The following is a 17,151-nucleotide window of genomic DNA, read 5'->3' as shown; positions in this document are numbered from 1 at the left end:
GGTGCTAACCGCCGATGGCCCGATATCAGTAACCGGGCGATGCCAGCGACATCATGATGTTGGGGATGACGATGTTCGACAGGATGAACACGATCAACAGCACCACGATCGGCGACAGGTCGAGCGCCCCGAAATCGGGCAGAACCTTACGGATCGGTCGATAGAGCGGCTCGGTCAGCCGGCGCAGCCCTTCCCACAGCGAGCGGACGAAATCGTTGCTGGTGTTGATGACGTTGAACGCGATCAGCCATGACAGCACCGCCTGGATCACGATGACCCACCACAGCACGGTGAGCAGCACCTGGACGATTTGCAGCAGCGTGATCAACGGTCGGTCTCCGGTAAATTACGTGCGGTCTGCCTAGCGGATTGGCAGGCGGCGGGACAAGCCCTGGCGGGCGATGCGTCCCCCCAACCGTTGGTGTCGAGCAGGGTTCGAGCTTGTCGAGAACCCGTATCGAGACAGCGTTTCGGCTCTCCCTTCCCTCGATACGCCTTCTCGACAAGCTCGAAGACTATTCGGGACAAGCGGGAGGTGGCTGAGGGTGGAACGGGCTTACGCCCGAACCAGCGTCCCCGCCCCGCGCGCGGTGAAGATTTCCAGCAACATCGCGTGCGGCACCCGCCCGTCGAGGATGACCGCGGCGTCCACCCCGGCCTCGACCGCGGCGATGCAGGTGTCGACCTTGGGAATCATGCCGCCCGAAATCGTGCCGTCGGCCTTCAGCGCCTCGATCCCCGAACGGTCGAGATCGGTCAGCAATGCCTTGTACTTGTCGAGCACGCCGGCGACATCGGTCAGCAGGAAAAAGCGTTTGGCCCCCAGCGCGCCCGCAATCGCGCCTGCCATCGTGTCGGCGTTGATGTTGTAGGTCGCACCGTCCGCGCCCAGCGCAACGGGGGCGACGACCGGAATGAAATGATCGTCGGTCAGGTTCTTGAGGATCGTCGCATCGACCTTCACCGGCTCACCCACAAAGCCCAGATCGACATGGCGCTCGATCCCCGAATTGGGGTCGGGCTCGGTCCGCTTGACCTTTTCCGCGGTGACGAGGTTGGCGTCCTTGCCCGAAATGCCGACCGCGCGACCGCCAAGTGCGGCGATCCAGCCGACGATTTCCTTGTTGATCTTGCCCGCCAGCACCATTTCCGCGACCTCGGCAGTGGCAGCGTCGGTGACCCGCAGCCCGCCGACGAATTGCGATTCGACCCCAAGCCGCTTGAGCATCGCGCCGATCTGCGGCCCGCCACCGTGGACGACCACCGGGTTGATGCCGACAGCCTTCAGCAGCACGACATCCTCGGCAAAGTCCCGCTGCGCCTCGGGATCGCCCATCGCATGGCCGCCATATTTGATGACGAACGTCTCGCCCGCATAACGCTGGAGATAGGGCAGCGCCTCGACAAGCGTTTCCGCCTTGGCAAGCATCGCGGGATCGGGTGCGTGGTCGGTCATGGTGTGCCAATTATCCAGTATCGTCATTCCCGCGAAGGCGGGAATCCATAATCGCCGACATGGGTTATGGATTCCCGCCTTCGCGGGAATGACGGAAGAGGGTCAAGGCATAAATCGGAACAGGGGCATCAAGCCCGCTTGAACGTCCCCACCCCGCGGTCGAGCCGCCGCCCCAGCGCCACGAACGCGACGATCAGCGGCGGCACCAGCACGATCGAAAGCACCACCTTTGCCAGCATCTGCCCGGCGAGCAGGCCGGCGATCGGGAACACGCCGTAAAAGGCGACGAACACGAAGATCAGCGTATCGACGATCTGGCTCAATACGCTCGCCACGCCCGCGCGCAGCCATAGCAATTTGCCCTCGCCCCGGCGCAGCGCGTCGAAAATGGTGACGTTCAGCGTCTGCGAAATCCCGTAGGCGAGCAGCCCGCCGATCCAGATTCGCGGCGTACCGGTCATCATCAACTGGAACGCCTCCAGCCGGGCAGGCTCCATCTTGGACGAAGCAGGCAGCGCCAGCACGATCAGCGACAGCACCAGCGACGCGATCAGCGGGATGAAGCCGATCTGCACCAGCCGGTTCGCCACCTGGCGCCCATGCAATTCGGCGACCGCACTGGCGACGACGACCAGCAACAGGAACGCGAAGATTCCCGCCTCCACCGCCAGCGGACCCAGCGCCACCTGCTTGTTGCCCAGCACGCCGGCGATGCAGCACATGCCGCCATAGAAGATGCCGAAGAAGAAGAGCGAGCGCGAAATCGGCGCGGGCGGTGATCCTGTCATCGCCCGCTGCTAGCGCGAATCACCGGGTGCGAAAAGCCCCGATGGATCGGACTCAAATCCCAACCCCGTTCGTGCTGACTAGCGCCGCAGGCGCGTATCGAAACACTGTCCTTCTTGCTGGTCACGCAGAAAGGACAGTGTTTCGACAAGCTCAGCACGAACGGGGTGAGGTTCTGGACGAGATCAATCGCGTTCGATGATGCGAAGCGTCCGGCGATCGAGTTTCAGATCATGCTCGCGCCCGTTCCGCATCCGCGCGTCATCCACTTCCCAATAGCCGTCGCTGTCGAGCTTGATCGAATCCCAGCGCGTATAGCCCTGCTGGCGCAGCGTGCGTTCGATCGCGGCCTGCTCGCGGGCGTTGGCGGGGCGGTCACCGTCGCGACGGACGATCCGCATCGAACGCGGATCGATCTTCAGGTCGTATTCGCCGCCATTGCGGGTGCGCGCGTCGTCGACTTCCCACAGGCCATCGTCGAATTCGATATCGTCCCAGCGCACGAACCCGGCTTGGCGGAGCACCTGTTCGATGCGGGCGCGCTCACGCGGGTTAGGATCGCGCAGTTCGAGCGCTGCGGCGGGTGTGGACAGGGATGCGGCGATCATCAGCGTCAGCGACATTTGGAAACTCCATTGATTCTCGTGTGATTTGGTCACATCAATGCCCGAACCATTCGTCTTGTTCCGGCAACGCACCATCTGGCGCAGGGCGCAAAAGCCTCTATGGTCGCGCGCTTGTGCCCGGCGTCGGGCGATAAACGCGTTCACCCGGGGGCGGGCAAGGTTCATGGAAAGATTTCTGATCGGCATCGCCGGGATTGCCGTCATACTGGGGCTGGCGGTGCTGCTGTCGTCCAATCGCCGCGCGATACGCCTGCGCGTCGTCGGGGCCGCATTCGCGCTGCAGGTCGTGATCGCGACGCTCGTCCTCTATGTCCCCGCCGGTCGCGCCGCGATCCAGGGCGCGGCGAACGGCGTCTCGGCGCTGCTCGGCTATGCCAAGAACGGCACCGATTTCCTGTTCGGCCCGCTGGCCTCGCCCGAGATCGGCGGCAACAGCTTCGCCATTGCCGCGCTGCCCGTCATCGTGTTCTTCGCCAGCCTGATCTCGATCCTCTATTATCTCGGCATCATGCAACAGATCGTGCGCTGGGTCGGCGGCGCGATCGAAAAGGTCACCGGGATTTCCAAGGTCGAATCGCTGTGTTCGGCCGCCAACATCTTCGTCGGGCAAAGCGAATCGCCCCTGGTGGTCAAACCCTATCTGGCGAGCCTGACGCCGTCGCAACTGTTCGCGATCATGACCGTCGGCATGGCGGGCGTCGCGGGCACGATCCTGGCAGCATACGCCACGTTCCTCGGCAGCGACTACCTGCCCTTCCTGCTCGCCGCATCGTTCATGGCGGCGCCCGGCGGACTGCTGATGGCGAAGATCATGATGCCCGACGTGCCGCTACCGGCCGCAGGCGAACTCCCGCTCCAGGGCGGCAGCGACGACGAAGCCGTGCGCGTCGCCGACGAAGTCGTGGAGGAGGAAAAGGCCGCCAACGTCATCATGGCCGCGGCAATGGGCGCGCAGACCGGCGTCAAGCTGGCGGTCGCGGTCGGTGCGATGGTGCTGGCGTTCGTCGCGCTGGTCGCGCTCGCCAACGGGCTGCTGGGCGCGGTCGGCGGCATCTTCGGCTATCCCGAACTGAGCTTCCAGGCGATCGTCGGCACGATCTTTGCGCCCATCATGTATCTGCTGAACATCCCCTGGGACGAAGCGCAGATCGCGGGCGGGCTGTTCGGGACCAAGGTGGTGCTCAACGAATTCGTCGCGTTCATCGACCTCGGCAACCTGACAGACCTTTCCGACCGCAGCCGCGCAATCATCACCTTCGCGCTGTGCGGTTTCGCCAATTTTTCGTCGATCGCGATCCAGATGGCGGTGACGGGGAGTCTTGCGCCGAACCAGCGCCCAATGATCGCGAAACTGGGGATCAAGGCGCTGATCGCGGGGAGTCTGGCCAACCTTATGTCGGCGGCGCTGGCGGGGTTGCTGCTGCCGGGCTGATCCATCCATAACTCCATTCTTCCTGTCGCGGAGCGCTCACTCATGGCCGTGTCGATCGATCCCCAGCTCGCCTCCAGTACCGATCCGCTTCCCGCAGACGCGTCGGGCGATCACGTTAATGCGCCCGACCTGCAACTGTTCGTGTTCGCGCTGTTTTTCATCTTCGGCGGCATCACCAGCCTGAACGACATCCTGATCCCGAAATTCAAGGAGTTGTTCACCCTCTCCTATTTCGAAGCGATGCTGACCCAATCCGCATTCTTCGCCGCCTATTTCTTCGTTTCGCTGCCCGCGGCCGCGATCGTGCGTCGGGCCGGCTATATGCGGACCGCGGCGATCGGCCTGGCGACGATGATGGCGGGGTGCCTGTTGTTCATCCCGGCGGCGCAGTCGGCGACGTTCGGCATGTTCCTGTTCGCGCTGTTCGTTCTGGCAGGCGGCGTCACCATCGTTCAGGTCGTCGCCAATCCGTTGATCTCGCTGCTCGGTCCGGCGCGCACCGCGCACAGCCGCCTGACCTTTGCCCAGGCATTCAATTCGCTGGGCACCACCATTTTCCCCTATGTCGGCGCGATCGTCATTCTGGGCGGGCTGGCGACGATCGACCCGACTACGCTGACCGGTCCCGCGCTTGCGGCCTACCGCGCCGAAGAAGCGCAGGTGATCGTCAACACCTATCTCGGCCTCGCCGCGGCCTTGCTGATCGTGGCAGTGGTCGTCTGGTCGCGCCGCAAGCGATTGCAGGAAAGCCACGAGACCACCGGAACCTCGCTGTTCGGCGCGTTCGACCTGCTGAAGCGCAAGCGGTTCGGCTTCGGCGCGCTATGCATTTTTCTCTATGTCGGGGCGGAAGTCGCGATCGGATCGCTCATCGTCAACTATCTGATGCAGGGCGACGTGCTGGCGCTTCCCGAACAAAGCGCGGGCAAGCTGGTCACGCTCTATTGGGGCGGCGCGCTGGTCGGGCGATTCATCGGTGCGGGCGTGCTGCGCGTCTTCGCACCGGGCAAGGTGCTGGCGACGGTCGCGGCGGGTGCGATCACGCTGATCCTGATTTCGGCAAATTCGACGGGCAATGTCGCGGGCTATTCGCTGCTCGCCATCGGCTTGATGAACGCGATCATGTTCCCGACGATCTTTTCGCTCGCCAGCGAAGGGCTGGGCAAACGCGCGGCCGACGGTTCGGGCGTCATCTGCGTCGCGATCGTCGGCGGCGCGGTCATCCCGCCGCTGACCGGATTGCTGGCAGACGCCAGCGGCAGCCTGGCCTTTGCGCTGATCCTGCCAGCCGCCTGCTATGCGATCATTGCCGGGTTCGGGCTGTTCGCCAGAAAGCGCGCGAGTGCCTGACGCTTAAGGGGTCGACCTGACGCTTAAGGGGTCGAGCGGACTCACTCGTCCGTCCGTCGTTTGACCTTGTTGGGCAAATCCTTGCCCTTGGTCCGGCGCGACGGCAGCTGGACCGGGTTCTTCTTCTTCCACTCGGCATAGGTCATCGGGCCGTCGGGCGTATCGATGATGGTGTCGTCGATGCTCATCTTTTCGCTTGCTCCTGACGTAACGTCAGCGGGTAATCATCGCAGCATGAACGAACGGATCGACATCAGCGAGGTTGCACGCCGCACCGGGCTCAGCGTACGGGCGCTGCGTTTCTATGAGCAACGCGGGATCGTCCAGCCTTTGCGCGGCGAGGGCGGACGGCGCGTCTATGCCCCTGGCGAACTCGCCAAGGCCCGCGCGCGCCGACGTTCGTCGACCAATGGTTCGCGCTGCTCAAACCCTTTGCCGACAGCGCCCCACCCCACGTCCTGGCCGGCGTGTCGCGCATGTATGACGACATGAAAAGCTGGTCGGACGAGGCCGATCCGGGCTTCAGCACGGCAATGTGGGATTTCGTCCGCGCCGCCGCCGCGCACCGCATGATGCAATCGGGAGAAACGCGATGAACGCCTGGATTTTGCTCGGTGCGGCCATCCTGTTCGAAGTCGTCGCGACCAGCCTGCTCAAAGCATCGCACGGTTTCACCCGTCCGCATTACGGCGTCGCGTCGATTGCGCTCTATTCGGTCTGCTTCTGGCTGCTCGGCTTTGCCTTCACCAAAATTCCGATGGGGGTCGCCTATGCGGTCTGGTCCGGTGTGGGGATCACCATCATCGCGGTCGTGGGTGTCGTCGTGTTCCGCCAGAGTCTTTCGCTGATCCAGATCGGCTGCATCGCCCTGATTGCGGTCGGGGCGGTAGGTTTGAACCTCTCCACCCCGACCGAAAGCCCTCAGCGCGTCGGCACGGGCTCGGGCTGCGAGTAATCGTAGAAGCCCTTGCCGACTTTCCGACCGAACCAGCCTGCCTCGACATATTTGACGAGCAGCGGCGCGGGGCGGAATTTGGGGTCGCCGGTGCCTTCGAACAGGACGCGGGTGATCTCCAGACAGGTGTCGAGGCCAATAAAGTCGGCCAATGTCAGCGGCCCCATCGGGTGATTGAGCCCCAGGCGGCACGCGGTGTCGATGTCGCGGACGGTGGCGACGCCTTCGCCCAGCGCAAAGCAGGCTTCGTTGAGCATCGGCATCAGGATGCGGTTGACGATGAAGCCGGGCGCGTCGTTGGCGTGGACGATTTCCTTGCCCAGCGATTGCCCGAATTTTTCCACCGCCGCGACCGTCGCGTCGCTGGTGGCAAGCCCGCGGATCAGCTCGATCAGACCCATGACGGGGACGGGATTGAAGAAATGAACGCCCATGAACCGCGCCGGATCGTGGCTGGCCTGGGCCAGTCGCGTGATCGGGATCGATGACGTGTTCGACGCGAGGATCGCGGTGTCGGACAGCACTTTGCCGACGGATTCGAAAATCTTGCGCTTGACCGCCTCGCGCTCGGTGGCGGCTTCGATCACCAGTTCGCACGCGCCCATTGCCGACACGTCCGCGACGGGCTCGATCTTGGCGAGCGTCGCGTCGCGCGCGTCGCGTGAAATCTTTTCCTTCGCCACCAGCCGGTCGAGCGATTTGGCGATGCCCGCCTTGCCCATTTCCGCCTGCTCCAGCCCGATATCGGACAGCAGCACCCGGTAGCCGGAGGCCGCCGCGACCTGTGCGATCCCCGATCCCATCTGACCCGCGCCGATCACGCCCACCGTCTTCATCGCATTCTCCGTCATCTATTTTCGCTGTTGCGGGTGGCGATAGCGACTTTTCGGGAACGATGCAGCGCGATATTCCTTCCCTTCCCATGAAAGTCGCCCTGCCGTTCGCCGCCCTGATCCTTGCTGCCTGCAACACCAATCCGCAGCCGCAGGAAAACGACGCGCGCGCCCGCGCGGCCGTGCCGCCGGACGTGCCCGCGCAGCCCGGCACGCCGCCCTCCACGCCCGCGCTCGCCCCCCCCGCCGAGCCGATCATCGCCGCAGCCCTGCCCCCCGGACCACAGGCGACGCCGGGAGAGATGCGGACGTTCCGCGACTGGGTGGTCGGATGCGACAATCGTCTGGCGTGCACCGCCGTCGCGCTCGGCCCCGACGGAGCGGAGTTCCCGACGTTGCGCCTGGTGGTGATGAAGGCTGCGGGCGGCGCGCTGCCGCGTGTGATCGTCGATTCGAACGACGATGTGGCGGCGCCCGCCAGCATCACCATCGACGGCAAAGCCGTGGCGAAGGGCGGACGCGCCGATGACGAAGGCGTGATCTTCACCGGCGACGATGCGGCGCGTCTGATCGAGGCGATCGCGCAGGGCAAGGCGGGCCGGATCGTCGCGGGCAAGGCCGACGCCGCGCTGGCGCTGAACGGCGCTGCGGCGGCGCTGCGCTACATGGACGAGCGCCAGCGGCTTGCGGGCACGACTGCTGCGATGGTCGCGCGCGGCAAGGACCGGCCAACCGCGTCGCCGCCTGCGCTCCCGATCGTCACCCGCGTTCGCCCATCGGGTCGCGCTGCCCGCCCGACCGCCGCGCAGGTCACCGCAATGCGTCGCGCCGCCGATTGCCAGATCGAGTTTCTCGACGAAGCGCAGACGCGGCCCGAAGCGCATGCGCTGGGCGATGGCGCGACGCTGATCCTGCTGCCCTGCGGCGCGGGCGCGTATAATTTCATGTCGGCGGTGTTCGTGATCCAGGGTGACGGCACGCTGCGCCCCGCGACCTTCGACGTATCGACCGGCATCGACTCCGAAGCCGGAACGGTGGCTCAACTGGTCAATGCCGGGTTCGGCGAGGGGTTGTTGACCAGCTATGCCAAGGGACGCGGCATCGGCGATTGCGGCGTGTCGCAGAATTTCGCCTGGGACGGCGCCCGCTTCCGCCTGACCGAGCAGGGCGAGATGACCGAATGCCGCGGATCGACCCGGCTGGTCACGACCTGGCGGGCCGAGGTGCGGTAAAAAGTCCCTGCTTATCTGACAAATCCGATGCGCAAAAACGTCATTGCGAGCGCAGCGAAGCAATCCAGTATTTTCCAGCCTCTGGATTGCTTCGCTGCGCTCGCAATGACGGACTGAGCGATTAAGGCGCGGGCGGCCTTGGCTGCGCTTCGCCCAACAACAGCGCGAACGCATCATCGGGCGCGGTCCATTCGCCGATCACCGTCCAGCCGCCAGCATCCATCAGCATCCGCGCATCGCGAGGGCCGTATTTGTGGCTGTTTTCGGTGTGGATGCCCTCGCCCTTGTGGATCTGGAAATTGCGCCCGTCGACGCTGAACGCCATGTCGCGCGTCGCGATCAGGTGCATTTCGATCCGCGACGCGCCCTCGTTCCAGCGCGCTTCATGGGCAAATCCATCGACCGGAATGTCGCCGTCCAGTTCGCGGTTGATCCGCTCCAGCAGGTTCAGATTGAACGCTGCGGTCACGCCTTGCGCATCGTCATAGGCGGGGACCAGAAGCTCGGGTGACTTCACCCGGTCGATCCCGATCAGCAACTGTGCGCCTTCGCCCAGCGACCCGCGCATCGCCCTCAGCAGATCGACCGCGGCATAACGGGTCAGATTACCGATGGTCGATCCGGGGAAGAACCCCAATTTGGGCATCGTCTCCACATCGCGCGGCAGGTTGACCGGCGACATGAAATTGGCCTCGAGCGGATAAACGTCGATCGCCGGAAACCGCTCCGCCAGATCGCGCGCCGATGCCCGCAGAAAATCGCCCGAAATGTCGATCGGCACATAGGCTGCGGGCGCTATCGCCGACAGCAGCAGCGGCGTCTTCGCCGACGAACCCGATCCGAACTCGACCACCGCACGTCCCCGTCCGATCGCGTCGGCCAGTTCCGGCCCCGCCGATTTCAGCAGCGCCGCCTCGGTCCGCGTCGGATAATATTCGGGCAGATCGGTGATCGCCTCGAACAATTCCGACCCGCGCCGATCGTAGAACCAGCGCGCCTGAATCGCACGCGGGCGGCGCGCCAGCCCCTCCACCACATCGCGGCGAAATTCGGGATCGACCAGCGATTGATGGCCGTCCTCGGCCTCCTGCTTCAACATCGTCACAAATCCTTGACCAGCCGGACGCCGGTAAATTGCCAGCGCTGGTGCGGGTAGAAGAAGTTGCGGTAGCTTGCCCGAACATGGCCACGCGGGGTGGCGCACGATCCGCCCTTCAGCACGAACTGCCCGCTCATGAACTTGCCGTTATATTCGCCGACCGCGCCTTCGCAGGGCGCGAAGCCCGGATAGGGGCGATAGGCGCTACCGGTCCATTCCCACACATCGCCGAACCATGCCGGACCGCCGGTTGAAGGTCGCGGTTCGACCGGTCCCGCCGCGTCGAGGAAATTGCCGAGACGCGCATCTTCGGCGCTGGCGGCGGCTTCCCATTCGAACTCGGTCGGCAATCGCGCGCCCGCCCAGCTGGCATAGGCGTCCGCCTCGAACAGGCTGACATGGGTTACCGGCGCGGCGGGATCGATCGCGCGCCTGCCGTCGAGCCCGAAGCGGGTCCAGCCGCCATCGTCGCCCCGCGCCCAGTAGAGCGGCGCGTCGATCGCCTCGGCCTGCACCCAGGCCCAGCCGTCGGACAGCCAATGCCTCGCGTCGCGGTAGCCGCCATCGTCGATGAACGCCGCCCATTCGCCGTTGGTCACGGTGCGGTCGGCAATCGCGTGCGGGTGGAGCAACGCGCGGTGGCGCGGCCCTTCGCAATCGAAGGCGAACGCGCCGCCGTCATGGCCGATCTCGACCAGACCTTCGCGCCCCTCGATCCACCCGACCGGTCCGGGCATCGGCACCGGCTGCTTGCGCTCGCCGGGCCAGATCGCGGGTTCGGTGGGATTCTCCGAAAACAGATGCAAAATGTCGGTCAGCAGCAATTCCTGATGCTGCTCTTCATGATGGCAACCCAGCGCGACCAGCTGACGGGCGGCATCGGGCAGATCGTCGAGCGCAGCGAGCAGCGCGCCGGTCACCGCCGCGCGATAGTCGCGCACGTCGTCCAGACTGGGCCGGGTAATCATCCCCCGCCGCACCCGCGCATGGCGCTTGCCTTCGGCTTCGTAATAGCTGTTGAACAGAAACGGATAGCGTTCGTCGTGTAGCCGATATCCGGGCACATGGTCGCGCAGGATAAAGGTTTCGAAGAACCAGCTGGTGTGCGCCAGATGCCATTTGGCGGGCGACGCATCCGGCATCGACTGAACGGTTGCATCGGCGTCGGACAGCGGCTCGGCCAGCGCCTCGGTCAGCGCGCGAACCGCCGCGAAGCGTTCGGCCAGCCCCGGCCTGTGCGACCGGGCGGCGGATTGAACTTGGCCGGTCATCGCCCTCTCCCTTGCGATGGACACGAGCGCCTTTGCGAATCAGTCGCCCGGTGAATCCTGCGGCGCAGACACGCGCGCCGGCCTAGCGCGACGCGCCCGGCACCCAGAGAACGTCGCCACCCCCATTTTTGTTCACGTCCCTGCAAAGAATAAAAACCAGGTCCGACAAGCGGTTGATATAGATTAGCGCGTTGGGGTTGAGGGGCGTCCGCGCATTCGCGGCGACCAGCGCACGCTCGGCCCGGCGCACGATTGCGCGCGCCAGATGCAGCGCCGCCGCGCCGGGGGTTCCGGCGGGCAGAATGAAGCTTTTGAGCGGATCGAGACCGGCATTCACCCGGTCGATCGTCGCCTCCAGCCATTCGACCTGCGAAGCCACGATGCGAAGCGTCATATCGGAGGGCGCGAAATCGTCGCCGGGGGTCGCGATGTCCGCGCCCAGATCGAACAGATCGTTCTGAACGCGCATCAGAACATCGTCGTGACGCCCGCCCAGTGCGGCGCGCGCCACCCCGATCGCCGAATTGGCCTCGTCCACATCGCCGATCGCCGCGAAAATCGCGTCCGACTTCGTCCGGCGCGACCCGTCGACCAGCCCGCTGGTCCCGTCGTCGCCGGTGCGGGTATAGATTTTGTTGAGCTTGACGATGGGCTTAGAACCCGCCGCCGAGCACCAGCAGCGCCAGACAGACGATCAGGATGGTCACCCCCTGAAAGATCACGCGCTGCTGCATCATCCTGTTCGATTTGACCGCGGAGGTCATCGGCGCCTCCCCCTTCAATTCCGCCTCGGTCGTGCGGAGAAACGAAACGACACCGCGGATGAGCGCAACCACGGTCGCGATCATGCCCGCGATGATGAGCAGGGGGAGGATGGTGGACATGGAGGGAATATAGCGCGTCGGGGTGCCGGTTCCAACCACGACCTTTGCCCCTGTTTTCTCATCCCGCCCAAGTAAGCGTCATACGCGTTTATCGGCCCCACTTCCTCAGCCTCTCCGCCACCGCCAGCCCATCCTCGCCAGCCTCGCGCATTGCCGCCAAGGTCGGCGCACCATCCCGCTTGGCGAGCCGCTTGCCGTCCTCCCCGACCAGCAGCGGATGGTGGTGATAACCCGGCGTCGGCAACCCCAGCAGCGCCTGCAACAACCGGTGCACATGCGTCGCGTGGAACAGGTCCACCCCTCGCACGACATCGGTCACCCCTTGCGCGGCGTCGTCCACCGTCACCGCCAGATGATAGCTGGTCCCGGCATCCTTGCGCGCCAGCACCACATCGCCCAGCGACAGCGGATCGGCGACGACGCGGCCTGCGCTCGCGTCATGCCAGTCGAGCGGCCCGGCGAGCGCGGTCGCACGGGCCATGTCGATGCGCCACGCATGATCCTCGCGCGCCAGCCGCGCCGCGGGCTGGTCCTTCGACAACCCCCGGCAGCTTCCCGGATAAAGCGGCCCGTCCGGTCCATGCGGCGCCGACTGGCTGGCCGCGATCTCGCGCGCAATGTCGGCGCGGGTGCAGAAACAGGGATAGACGACCCCGATCGCCTTCAACCGGTCGAGCGCTTCGGCATAGAGCGCCATCCGCGCCGACTGGAACACGACCGGCCCGTCCCATTCGATCCCCAGCCAGCGCAGATCGTCGAGGATCGCCTGCACATGCTCCGCGCGGCATCGCCCCTGGTCGATATCCTCGATCCGCAGCAGAAACCGCCCGCCGCGCGCCCGCGCGAAATCATGCGCCATCAGCGCCGAATATCCGTGCCCTGCGTGCAGCCGTCCGGTCGGACTGGGCGCAAAGCGCGTCACCGCCCTCACGCTCATTTACGACTCTTGACCGCGAGTCATGGCTCGTGCTGTCATATGCCCGTCATCGGCGTGCGTCAGGAACGCCATCGAAGAACGCGGGAAAGGGGGAAGTCTTCCATGTACCATCCCGATCTGATCCGGCACCCGGATGGATGCCCGGCGCTCGTCCTCAACGCCGATTACACGCCGCTCAGCTATTATCCGCTGTCGGTCTGGCCGTGGCAGACCGCGATCAAGGCGGTGTGGCTCGACCGCGTCGACATCGTGTCGCATTACGAGCGCGAGGTGCGAAGTCCCAGCGCGACGCTGAAACTGCCTTCGGTGATCGCGCTCAAACAATTCGTCCGTCCTTCCGCCTATCCCGCCTTTACCCGCTTCAACCTGTTCCTGCGCGACAAGTTCGTCTGCCAATATTGCGGCTCCCCGCGCGACCTCACCTTCGACCATGTCGTCCCCCGCGCGCAAGGTGGCCGCACCACCTGGGAAAATGTCGCGACCGCCTGCGCACCGTGCAACCTGCGCAAAGGGGGGCGGACGCCGAAACAGGCGCACATGCCGCTCCACATCGCGCCGATCCGTCCGACCAGCTGGCAGTTGCAGGAACATGGCCGTTCCTTCCCGCCCAACCACCTGCACGAAACCTGGCACGACTGGCTCTACTGGGACATCGAACTGGAAGCGTGAGGGTTTATCCGGCCTGACGTGCTCCCGCAAAGGCGGGAGCGCGGGGGAACGAAGCGCCCCCCGCCACCCCGGACTTCCGCCTATGCGGGAGCACGGTCGGTGTGGCGTTCATTGAATGCTCCCACAGCCATCCATCCCAACCGCGCTCAGGCTGAGCCTGTCGAAACCGGGTGAGTCTCAACACGCTTCGACAAGCTCAGCGTGAGCGCGGTGGAGGGATGATCCTTGCGAGCATCGAAGATCGCCCCGTTCACCATGGTTGCAGCGCCTGTCCTATCCCGGTAATACAGCGCCGCTAGCACCATGAATTACGACCGCCCCATCGCCGCAGACCCGCTGCCCTATCCCCATTCCCCGCGCGAGGCGCGCTATCGCGGGATGCCGGTCGGCGATTTGGGTGGCTACGACGCGCCCCCCACCCCGCCCGAGCCGCCGCGCGCGCCGCGCCGCTGGGGCCGGTGGATCGTGCGCGGGCTGGCGGCCTTCCTCGCGCTGCTGATCGTCTCGATCGCCTATCTCGCAATCACCGCGCCGCTGTCGCAATCGTTGAAGCCGCCGGCGCCGCCGTCGATCACCCTGCTGTCGGCCGAAGGCACACCGATCGCCAAATCGGGCGCGATCATCGGCGAGGCCGTCGATGCGACCGCGCTTCCCGATCACGTCACCGGCGCGTTCCTCGCGATCGAGGACCGCCGGTTCCGCCAGCATCTGGGCATCGACCCGCGCGGCATCCTGCGCGCCTTCTGGAACAACAGTTTCACCGACAACAGCCGACAGGGCGGCAGCACGATCACCCAGCAACTGGCGAAGAACGCCTTCCTCGATTCGGACCAGACATTCACCCGTAAAGCCCGCGAAGCGATGATCGCGCTCTGGCTCGAGGCCTGGCTGACCAAGGACGAGATCCTGTCGCGCTATCTGTCGAACGTCTATTTCGGCGACAACGTCTACGGCCTCGATGCCGCCGCGAATCATTATTTCAGTCGCGATCCCAACGATCTGACCATCGGCCAGGCCGCGATGTTGGCGGGTCTGGTCAAGGCGCCCAGCCGCCTCGCGCCGACCGGCAATCTGTCGGGCGCGCGCGCGCGGCAGGCACTGGTGGTCGCGGCGATGGCGGAGACCGGCGTCATTACCGAGGCAGAGGCCGCCGACGTGTCGCCTGCCCGTCTGCGCGTCCGCGCGCGTGGCACGCGGCTCCCCACCGGCGGCTATTTCGCCGACTGGGTGATGGCCGCCGCGCGCGACCGGGCGGGCGAGATCGCCACCGAGCAGACCGTCACCACCACGCTGGAAACCCGCGTTCAGCGCGCCGCCGAGGCCGCCGTGCGCCGGGCTGGCTTGCGCGAGGCGCAGGTCGCGATCGTCGCGATGCGCCCCGATGGCCGCGTCGTCGGCATGGTCGGGGGGAAGGACTATACCAAAAGCCCGTTCAATCGTGCGACCCAGGCCCGCCGCCAGCCGGGATCGACGTTCAAGCTGTTCGTCTATCTCGCGGCGCTGCGCGACGGGATGTCGCCCGACACGATGATCGAGGACGAACCCGTCACCATCGGCGAATGGTCGCCCAAGAATGACGGCAATCGCTATCGCGGCGAGATCACGCTGCGTCAGGCCTTCGCCGCCTCGTCCAACGTCGCCGCCGCGCGGCTGACGCAACAGGTCGGCCCCGCCGCCGTGATCCGCGCCGCGCGCGATCTGGGACTGTCGACCGACATCCCCAACGAAGCGTCGATTGCGCTGGGCACCTCGTCGGTGTCGCTGCTCGAACTCACCGCCGCCTATGCCGCGATCGCCGCGGGCGAAGCGCCGGTACGCCCGCGCGGGCTGGACGACGCGCGCGAGCAGAGCTGGCTCGACCGGCTGCGCGACGACACCCGCCCGCTGTCGCGCCGCGAAGTGGAGGGGATGCGCTCGCTGCTCGCCGCCGGGATCGAGCGCGGCACGGGCCGCGCCGCTGCGCTCAACGTCGAGGCGTTCGGCAAGACCGGCACCACCCAGGATTACCGCGACGCGCTGTTCGTCGGCTTTACCGAGGATCTGGTGGTCGGCGTGTGGCTGGGCAATGACGACAATTCGCCCAATAGCGGCCTCGCGGGCGGGGGTGTCGCCGCGCGCATCTGGCGCGACGTGATGGTGGGTGCGACGGACGCCAGCCCCCCCGCCCGCCCGGTAGCGGTCGAGGCCGAGATCGACGAGGATATCGGCACCCTCAGCAACGATATCCTCGACGGCATTCTTCCCGAAAGCCCCGATGCGCTGGAATTTGAAGGCGAATTCGGCGGCAGGGGCCTGAACCTCCGCCTCGACCGCGAAGGCGGCATTCAGTTGCGCGGGGGCAATCCCCGGCGCGAGGAGCCGCCGCCCGGCCCCGATCCCCGGATGCGCGAGGAAGAGCCAGGCGGATTCTGACGCGCGTCCGTGATACGAACACTTCGTCCCCCCGGGCTTGTTCCGGGGTCCACCGGGCGGCGAGCGATGACGCCGAAGCTGGAGGGATGCGCAGGCGGCGTGGTGGACTCCGGAACAAGCCCCCCGGGGTGACGAAAGGAAAAACCTTCTCGCACGCGCCCCCGCTTGACCCCGCCCGCGCCCCGCCGCAAGGGCGCATCATGCGCTTCTTCTCCGACAACGCCGCCCCCGTCTGCCCTCAGGTGATGGAGGCGATCGTCGCCGCCAACAGCCTCGACACCGCTTATGACGGCGACGCGTGGAGCGCGAAGCTGGATGCCGCCATGTCGGGCGTGTTCGGCACCAAATGCACGGCGCTGTGGATTCCCACCGGCACCGCCGCCAACGCCATCGCACTCGCTTCGCTCTGCCCGCCTTATGGCGGCATCGTCTGCCACCGCGACGCGCATATCGAATGCGACGAAGCGGGCGCGCCCGAATTCTACACCCACGGCGCCAAGCTGATGACCGTAGAGGGCGAGGGCGCGAAGCTGACGGTCGAGGGCATCGACGCGCTTCTGTCGGGCATCCGCAACGACGTCCACCGCGTCCAGCCGCACGCGATCTCCATCACCAACGCGACCGAGGACGGCCTCGTCTACACCCCGGATGAGGTAGCCGCGATCGGCGATTACGCGCACAAGCGCGACCTCGGCTTGCACATGGACGGCGCGCGCTTCGCCAATGCGGTGGCCACCCTCGGCTGCGATCCGGGCGACGTGACGTGGCGTTCAGGCGTCGATGTGCTGAGCTTCGGCTTCGTCAAGAATGGCGGGATGAACGCAGAGGCGATCGTCTACTTCCGCAACGATCTCGCCGAAGCCGCAAAGGTCCGGCGCAAGCGCGGCGGGCATCTGCTGTCCAAGGGCCGTTATCTGGCCGCGCAGATCCTCGCGATGCTCGACGGCGATGTGTGGCTCGACAATGCGCGCCGCGCCAACGCCGCCGCCCAGATGCTCGCAAGCGTCGCCGAAGCCCGGTTGCTCCACCCGGTTCAGGCCAACGAGCTGTTCGTGAAACTGACCGCGGATGAGGCACAGACGCTGCGCGACGCCGGGTTCGATTTCTATGACTGGGGACCGGGCCTCGCGCGGTTCGTCATCAGCTGGGATCAGGACGAAGCGGCGGTAAAGCCGCTCGCCGACGCCATCGCCGCGCTGTGACGACACC

The 17,151-nt window shown here is 65.8% G+C and carries 20 protein-coding genes; 9 read left to right on the top strand and 11 right to left on the bottom strand.

The window, feature by feature from the left end; all coding sequences use genetic code 11:
- Nucleotides 1–25 precede the first annotated feature (25 nt).
- From ACX0GZ_RS04015 to ACX0GZ_RS04000, 4 genes are all read right to left on the bottom strand, one after another.
- Nucleotides 26–328, bottom strand: coding sequence for a YggT family protein (locus ACX0GZ_RS04015; RefSeq protein ID WP_458813617.1), 303 nt, complete (start codon nucleotides 326–328; stop codon nucleotides 26–28).
- Between the two features lie 228 nt (nucleotides 329–556).
- Complete coding sequence (gene argB, locus ACX0GZ_RS04010) at nucleotides 557–1,456, bottom strand: acetylglutamate kinase (protein WP_458813615.1); 900 nt, start codon at nucleotides 1,454–1,456, stop codon at nucleotides 557–559.
- A gap of 128 nt (nucleotides 1,457–1,584) precedes the next feature.
- Nucleotides 1,585–2,244, bottom strand: a complete 660-nt coding sequence (locus ACX0GZ_RS04005; protein ID WP_458813613.1) for a queuosine precursor transporter — start codon at nucleotides 2,242–2,244, stop codon at nucleotides 1,585–1,587.
- 183 nt (nucleotides 2,245–2,427) lie between these two features.
- On the bottom strand, nucleotides 2,428–2,865 hold the full coding sequence (locus tag ACX0GZ_RS04000) for a PepSY domain-containing protein (RefSeq protein WP_458813611.1): 438 nt from the start codon (nucleotides 2,863–2,865) through the stop codon (nucleotides 2,428–2,430).
- A 166-nt stretch (nucleotides 2,866–3,031) separates the two neighbouring features.
- Here ACX0GZ_RS04000 and ACX0GZ_RS03995 point away from each other — a divergent pair, with 166 nt between their 5' ends.
- Both ACX0GZ_RS03995 and ACX0GZ_RS03990 read left to right on the top strand, forming a co-directional pair.
- A complete protein-coding gene (locus ACX0GZ_RS03995) occupies nucleotides 3,032–4,300 on the top strand; it encodes a NupC/NupG family nucleoside CNT transporter (protein WP_458813609.1) in 1,269 nt (422 codons plus the stop codon).
- 42 nt (nucleotides 4,301–4,342) lie between these two features.
- Nucleotides 4,343–5,650: a sugar MFS transporter gene (locus ACX0GZ_RS03990; protein ID WP_458813607.1), complete on the top strand. Its 1,308-nt coding sequence runs from the start codon at nucleotides 4,343–4,345 to the stop codon at nucleotides 5,648–5,650.
- Between the two features lie 41 nt (nucleotides 5,651–5,691).
- Here the strand turns inward: ACX0GZ_RS03990 and ACX0GZ_RS03985 are convergent, their stop codons facing one another.
- Complete coding sequence (locus ACX0GZ_RS03985; RefSeq protein ID WP_458813605.1) at nucleotides 5,692–5,838, bottom strand: hypothetical protein; 147 nt, start codon at nucleotides 5,836–5,838, stop codon at nucleotides 5,692–5,694.
- Between ACX0GZ_RS03985 and ACX0GZ_RS03980 the strand changes: the two genes are divergently transcribed.
- The 3 genes from ACX0GZ_RS03980 to ACX0GZ_RS03970 are packed head-to-tail and all read left to right on the top strand — an operon-like array spanning nucleotide 5,816 to nucleotide 6,605.
- Nucleotides 5,816–6,142 (top strand): MerR family transcriptional regulator, encoded by a 327-nt coding sequence (locus ACX0GZ_RS03980; protein WP_458813603.1) that lies wholly within the window; start codon nucleotides 5,816–5,818, stop codon nucleotides 6,140–6,142. The genes ACX0GZ_RS03985 and ACX0GZ_RS03980 overlap by 23 nt on opposite strands.
- Complete coding sequence (locus ACX0GZ_RS03975; RefSeq protein ID WP_458813601.1) at nucleotides 6,118–6,246, top strand: hypothetical protein; 129 nt, start codon at nucleotides 6,118–6,120, stop codon at nucleotides 6,244–6,246. Before ACX0GZ_RS03980 ends, ACX0GZ_RS03975 begins: the two co-directional genes overlap by 25 nt.
- A complete protein-coding gene (locus ACX0GZ_RS03970) occupies nucleotides 6,243–6,605 on the top strand; it encodes a DMT family transporter (protein WP_458813599.1) in 363 nt (120 codons plus the stop codon). Before ACX0GZ_RS03975 ends, ACX0GZ_RS03970 begins: the two co-directional genes overlap by 4 nt.
- On the opposite strand, the gene ACX0GZ_RS03965 is transcribed toward ACX0GZ_RS03970, so the two are convergent.
- A complete protein-coding gene (locus ACX0GZ_RS03965) occupies nucleotides 6,572–7,441 on the bottom strand; it encodes a 3-hydroxybutyryl-CoA dehydrogenase (RefSeq protein ID WP_458813597.1) in 870 nt (289 codons plus the stop codon). The genes ACX0GZ_RS03970 and ACX0GZ_RS03965 overlap by 34 nt on opposite strands.
- 86 nt (nucleotides 7,442–7,527) lie before the next feature.
- On the opposite strand from ACX0GZ_RS03965, the gene ACX0GZ_RS03960 reads away from it, so the two are divergent.
- Nucleotides 7,528–8,670 (top strand): DUF1176 domain-containing protein, encoded by a 1,143-nt coding sequence (locus tag ACX0GZ_RS03960; protein WP_458813595.1) that lies wholly within the window; start codon nucleotides 7,528–7,530, stop codon nucleotides 8,668–8,670.
- A gap of 121 nt (nucleotides 8,671–8,791) precedes the next feature.
- Here ACX0GZ_RS03960 and egtD read toward each other — a convergent pair whose 3' ends face one another.
- From egtD to gluQRS, 5 genes are all read right to left on the bottom strand, one after another.
- Complete coding sequence (gene egtD / locus ACX0GZ_RS03955; RefSeq protein ID WP_458813593.1) at nucleotides 8,792–9,769, bottom strand: L-histidine N(alpha)-methyltransferase; 978 nt, start codon at nucleotides 9,767–9,769, stop codon at nucleotides 8,792–8,794.
- 2 nt (nucleotides 9,770–9,771) lie between these two features.
- Entirely contained in the window at nucleotides 9,772–11,040 is a 1,269-nt protein-coding gene (egtB, locus tag ACX0GZ_RS03950; protein ID WP_458813591.1) for an ergothioneine biosynthesis protein EgtB, read from the bottom strand.
- An 82-nt stretch (nucleotides 11,041–11,122) separates the two neighbouring features.
- Nucleotides 11,123–11,689 (bottom strand): cob(I)yrinic acid a,c-diamide adenosyltransferase, encoded by a 567-nt coding sequence (locus tag ACX0GZ_RS03945; RefSeq protein ID WP_458814320.1) that lies wholly within the window; start codon nucleotides 11,687–11,689, stop codon nucleotides 11,123–11,125.
- Between the two features lie 4 nt (nucleotides 11,690–11,693).
- Entirely contained in the window at nucleotides 11,694–11,924 is a 231-nt protein-coding gene (locus ACX0GZ_RS03940) for a twin transmembrane helix small protein (protein ID WP_458813589.1), read from the bottom strand.
- Between the two features lie 88 nt (nucleotides 11,925–12,012).
- Nucleotides 12,013–12,861 (bottom strand): tRNA glutamyl-Q(34) synthetase GluQRS, encoded by an 849-nt coding sequence (gluQRS, locus tag ACX0GZ_RS03935; RefSeq protein WP_458813587.1) that lies wholly within the window; start codon nucleotides 12,859–12,861, stop codon nucleotides 12,013–12,015.
- A gap of 102 nt (nucleotides 12,862–12,963) precedes the next feature.
- Between gluQRS and ACX0GZ_RS03930 the strand changes: the two genes are divergently transcribed.
- The 3 genes from ACX0GZ_RS03930 to ACX0GZ_RS03920 all read left to right on the top strand — a co-directional run bounded on the left by ACX0GZ_RS03930 (nucleotide 12,964) and on the right by ACX0GZ_RS03920 (nucleotide 17,144).
- The gene (locus ACX0GZ_RS03930) at nucleotides 12,964–13,530 is read left to right on the top strand and encodes an HNH endonuclease (protein WP_458813585.1); all 567 of its coding nucleotides are present in this window, start codon (nucleotides 12,964–12,966) and stop codon (nucleotides 13,528–13,530) included.
- Between the two features lie 303 nt (nucleotides 13,531–13,833).
- Nucleotides 13,834–15,942, top strand: a complete 2,109-nt coding sequence (locus ACX0GZ_RS03925; RefSeq protein ID WP_458813583.1) for a transglycosylase domain-containing protein — start codon at nucleotides 13,834–13,836, stop codon at nucleotides 15,940–15,942.
- Between the two features lie 200 nt (nucleotides 15,943–16,142).
- Nucleotides 16,143–17,144: a threonine aldolase family protein gene (locus ACX0GZ_RS03920; RefSeq protein WP_458813581.1), complete on the top strand. Its 1,002-nt coding sequence runs from the start codon at nucleotides 16,143–16,145 to the stop codon at nucleotides 17,142–17,144.
- Nucleotides 17,145–17,151: the final 7 nt, after the last annotated feature.

It is taken from the genome of Sphingomonas aestuarii (assembly GCF_054457155.1).
Note: the sequence above shows the minus strand (reverse complement) of the source record. Positions and strands in the feature narration are given on the sequence as shown.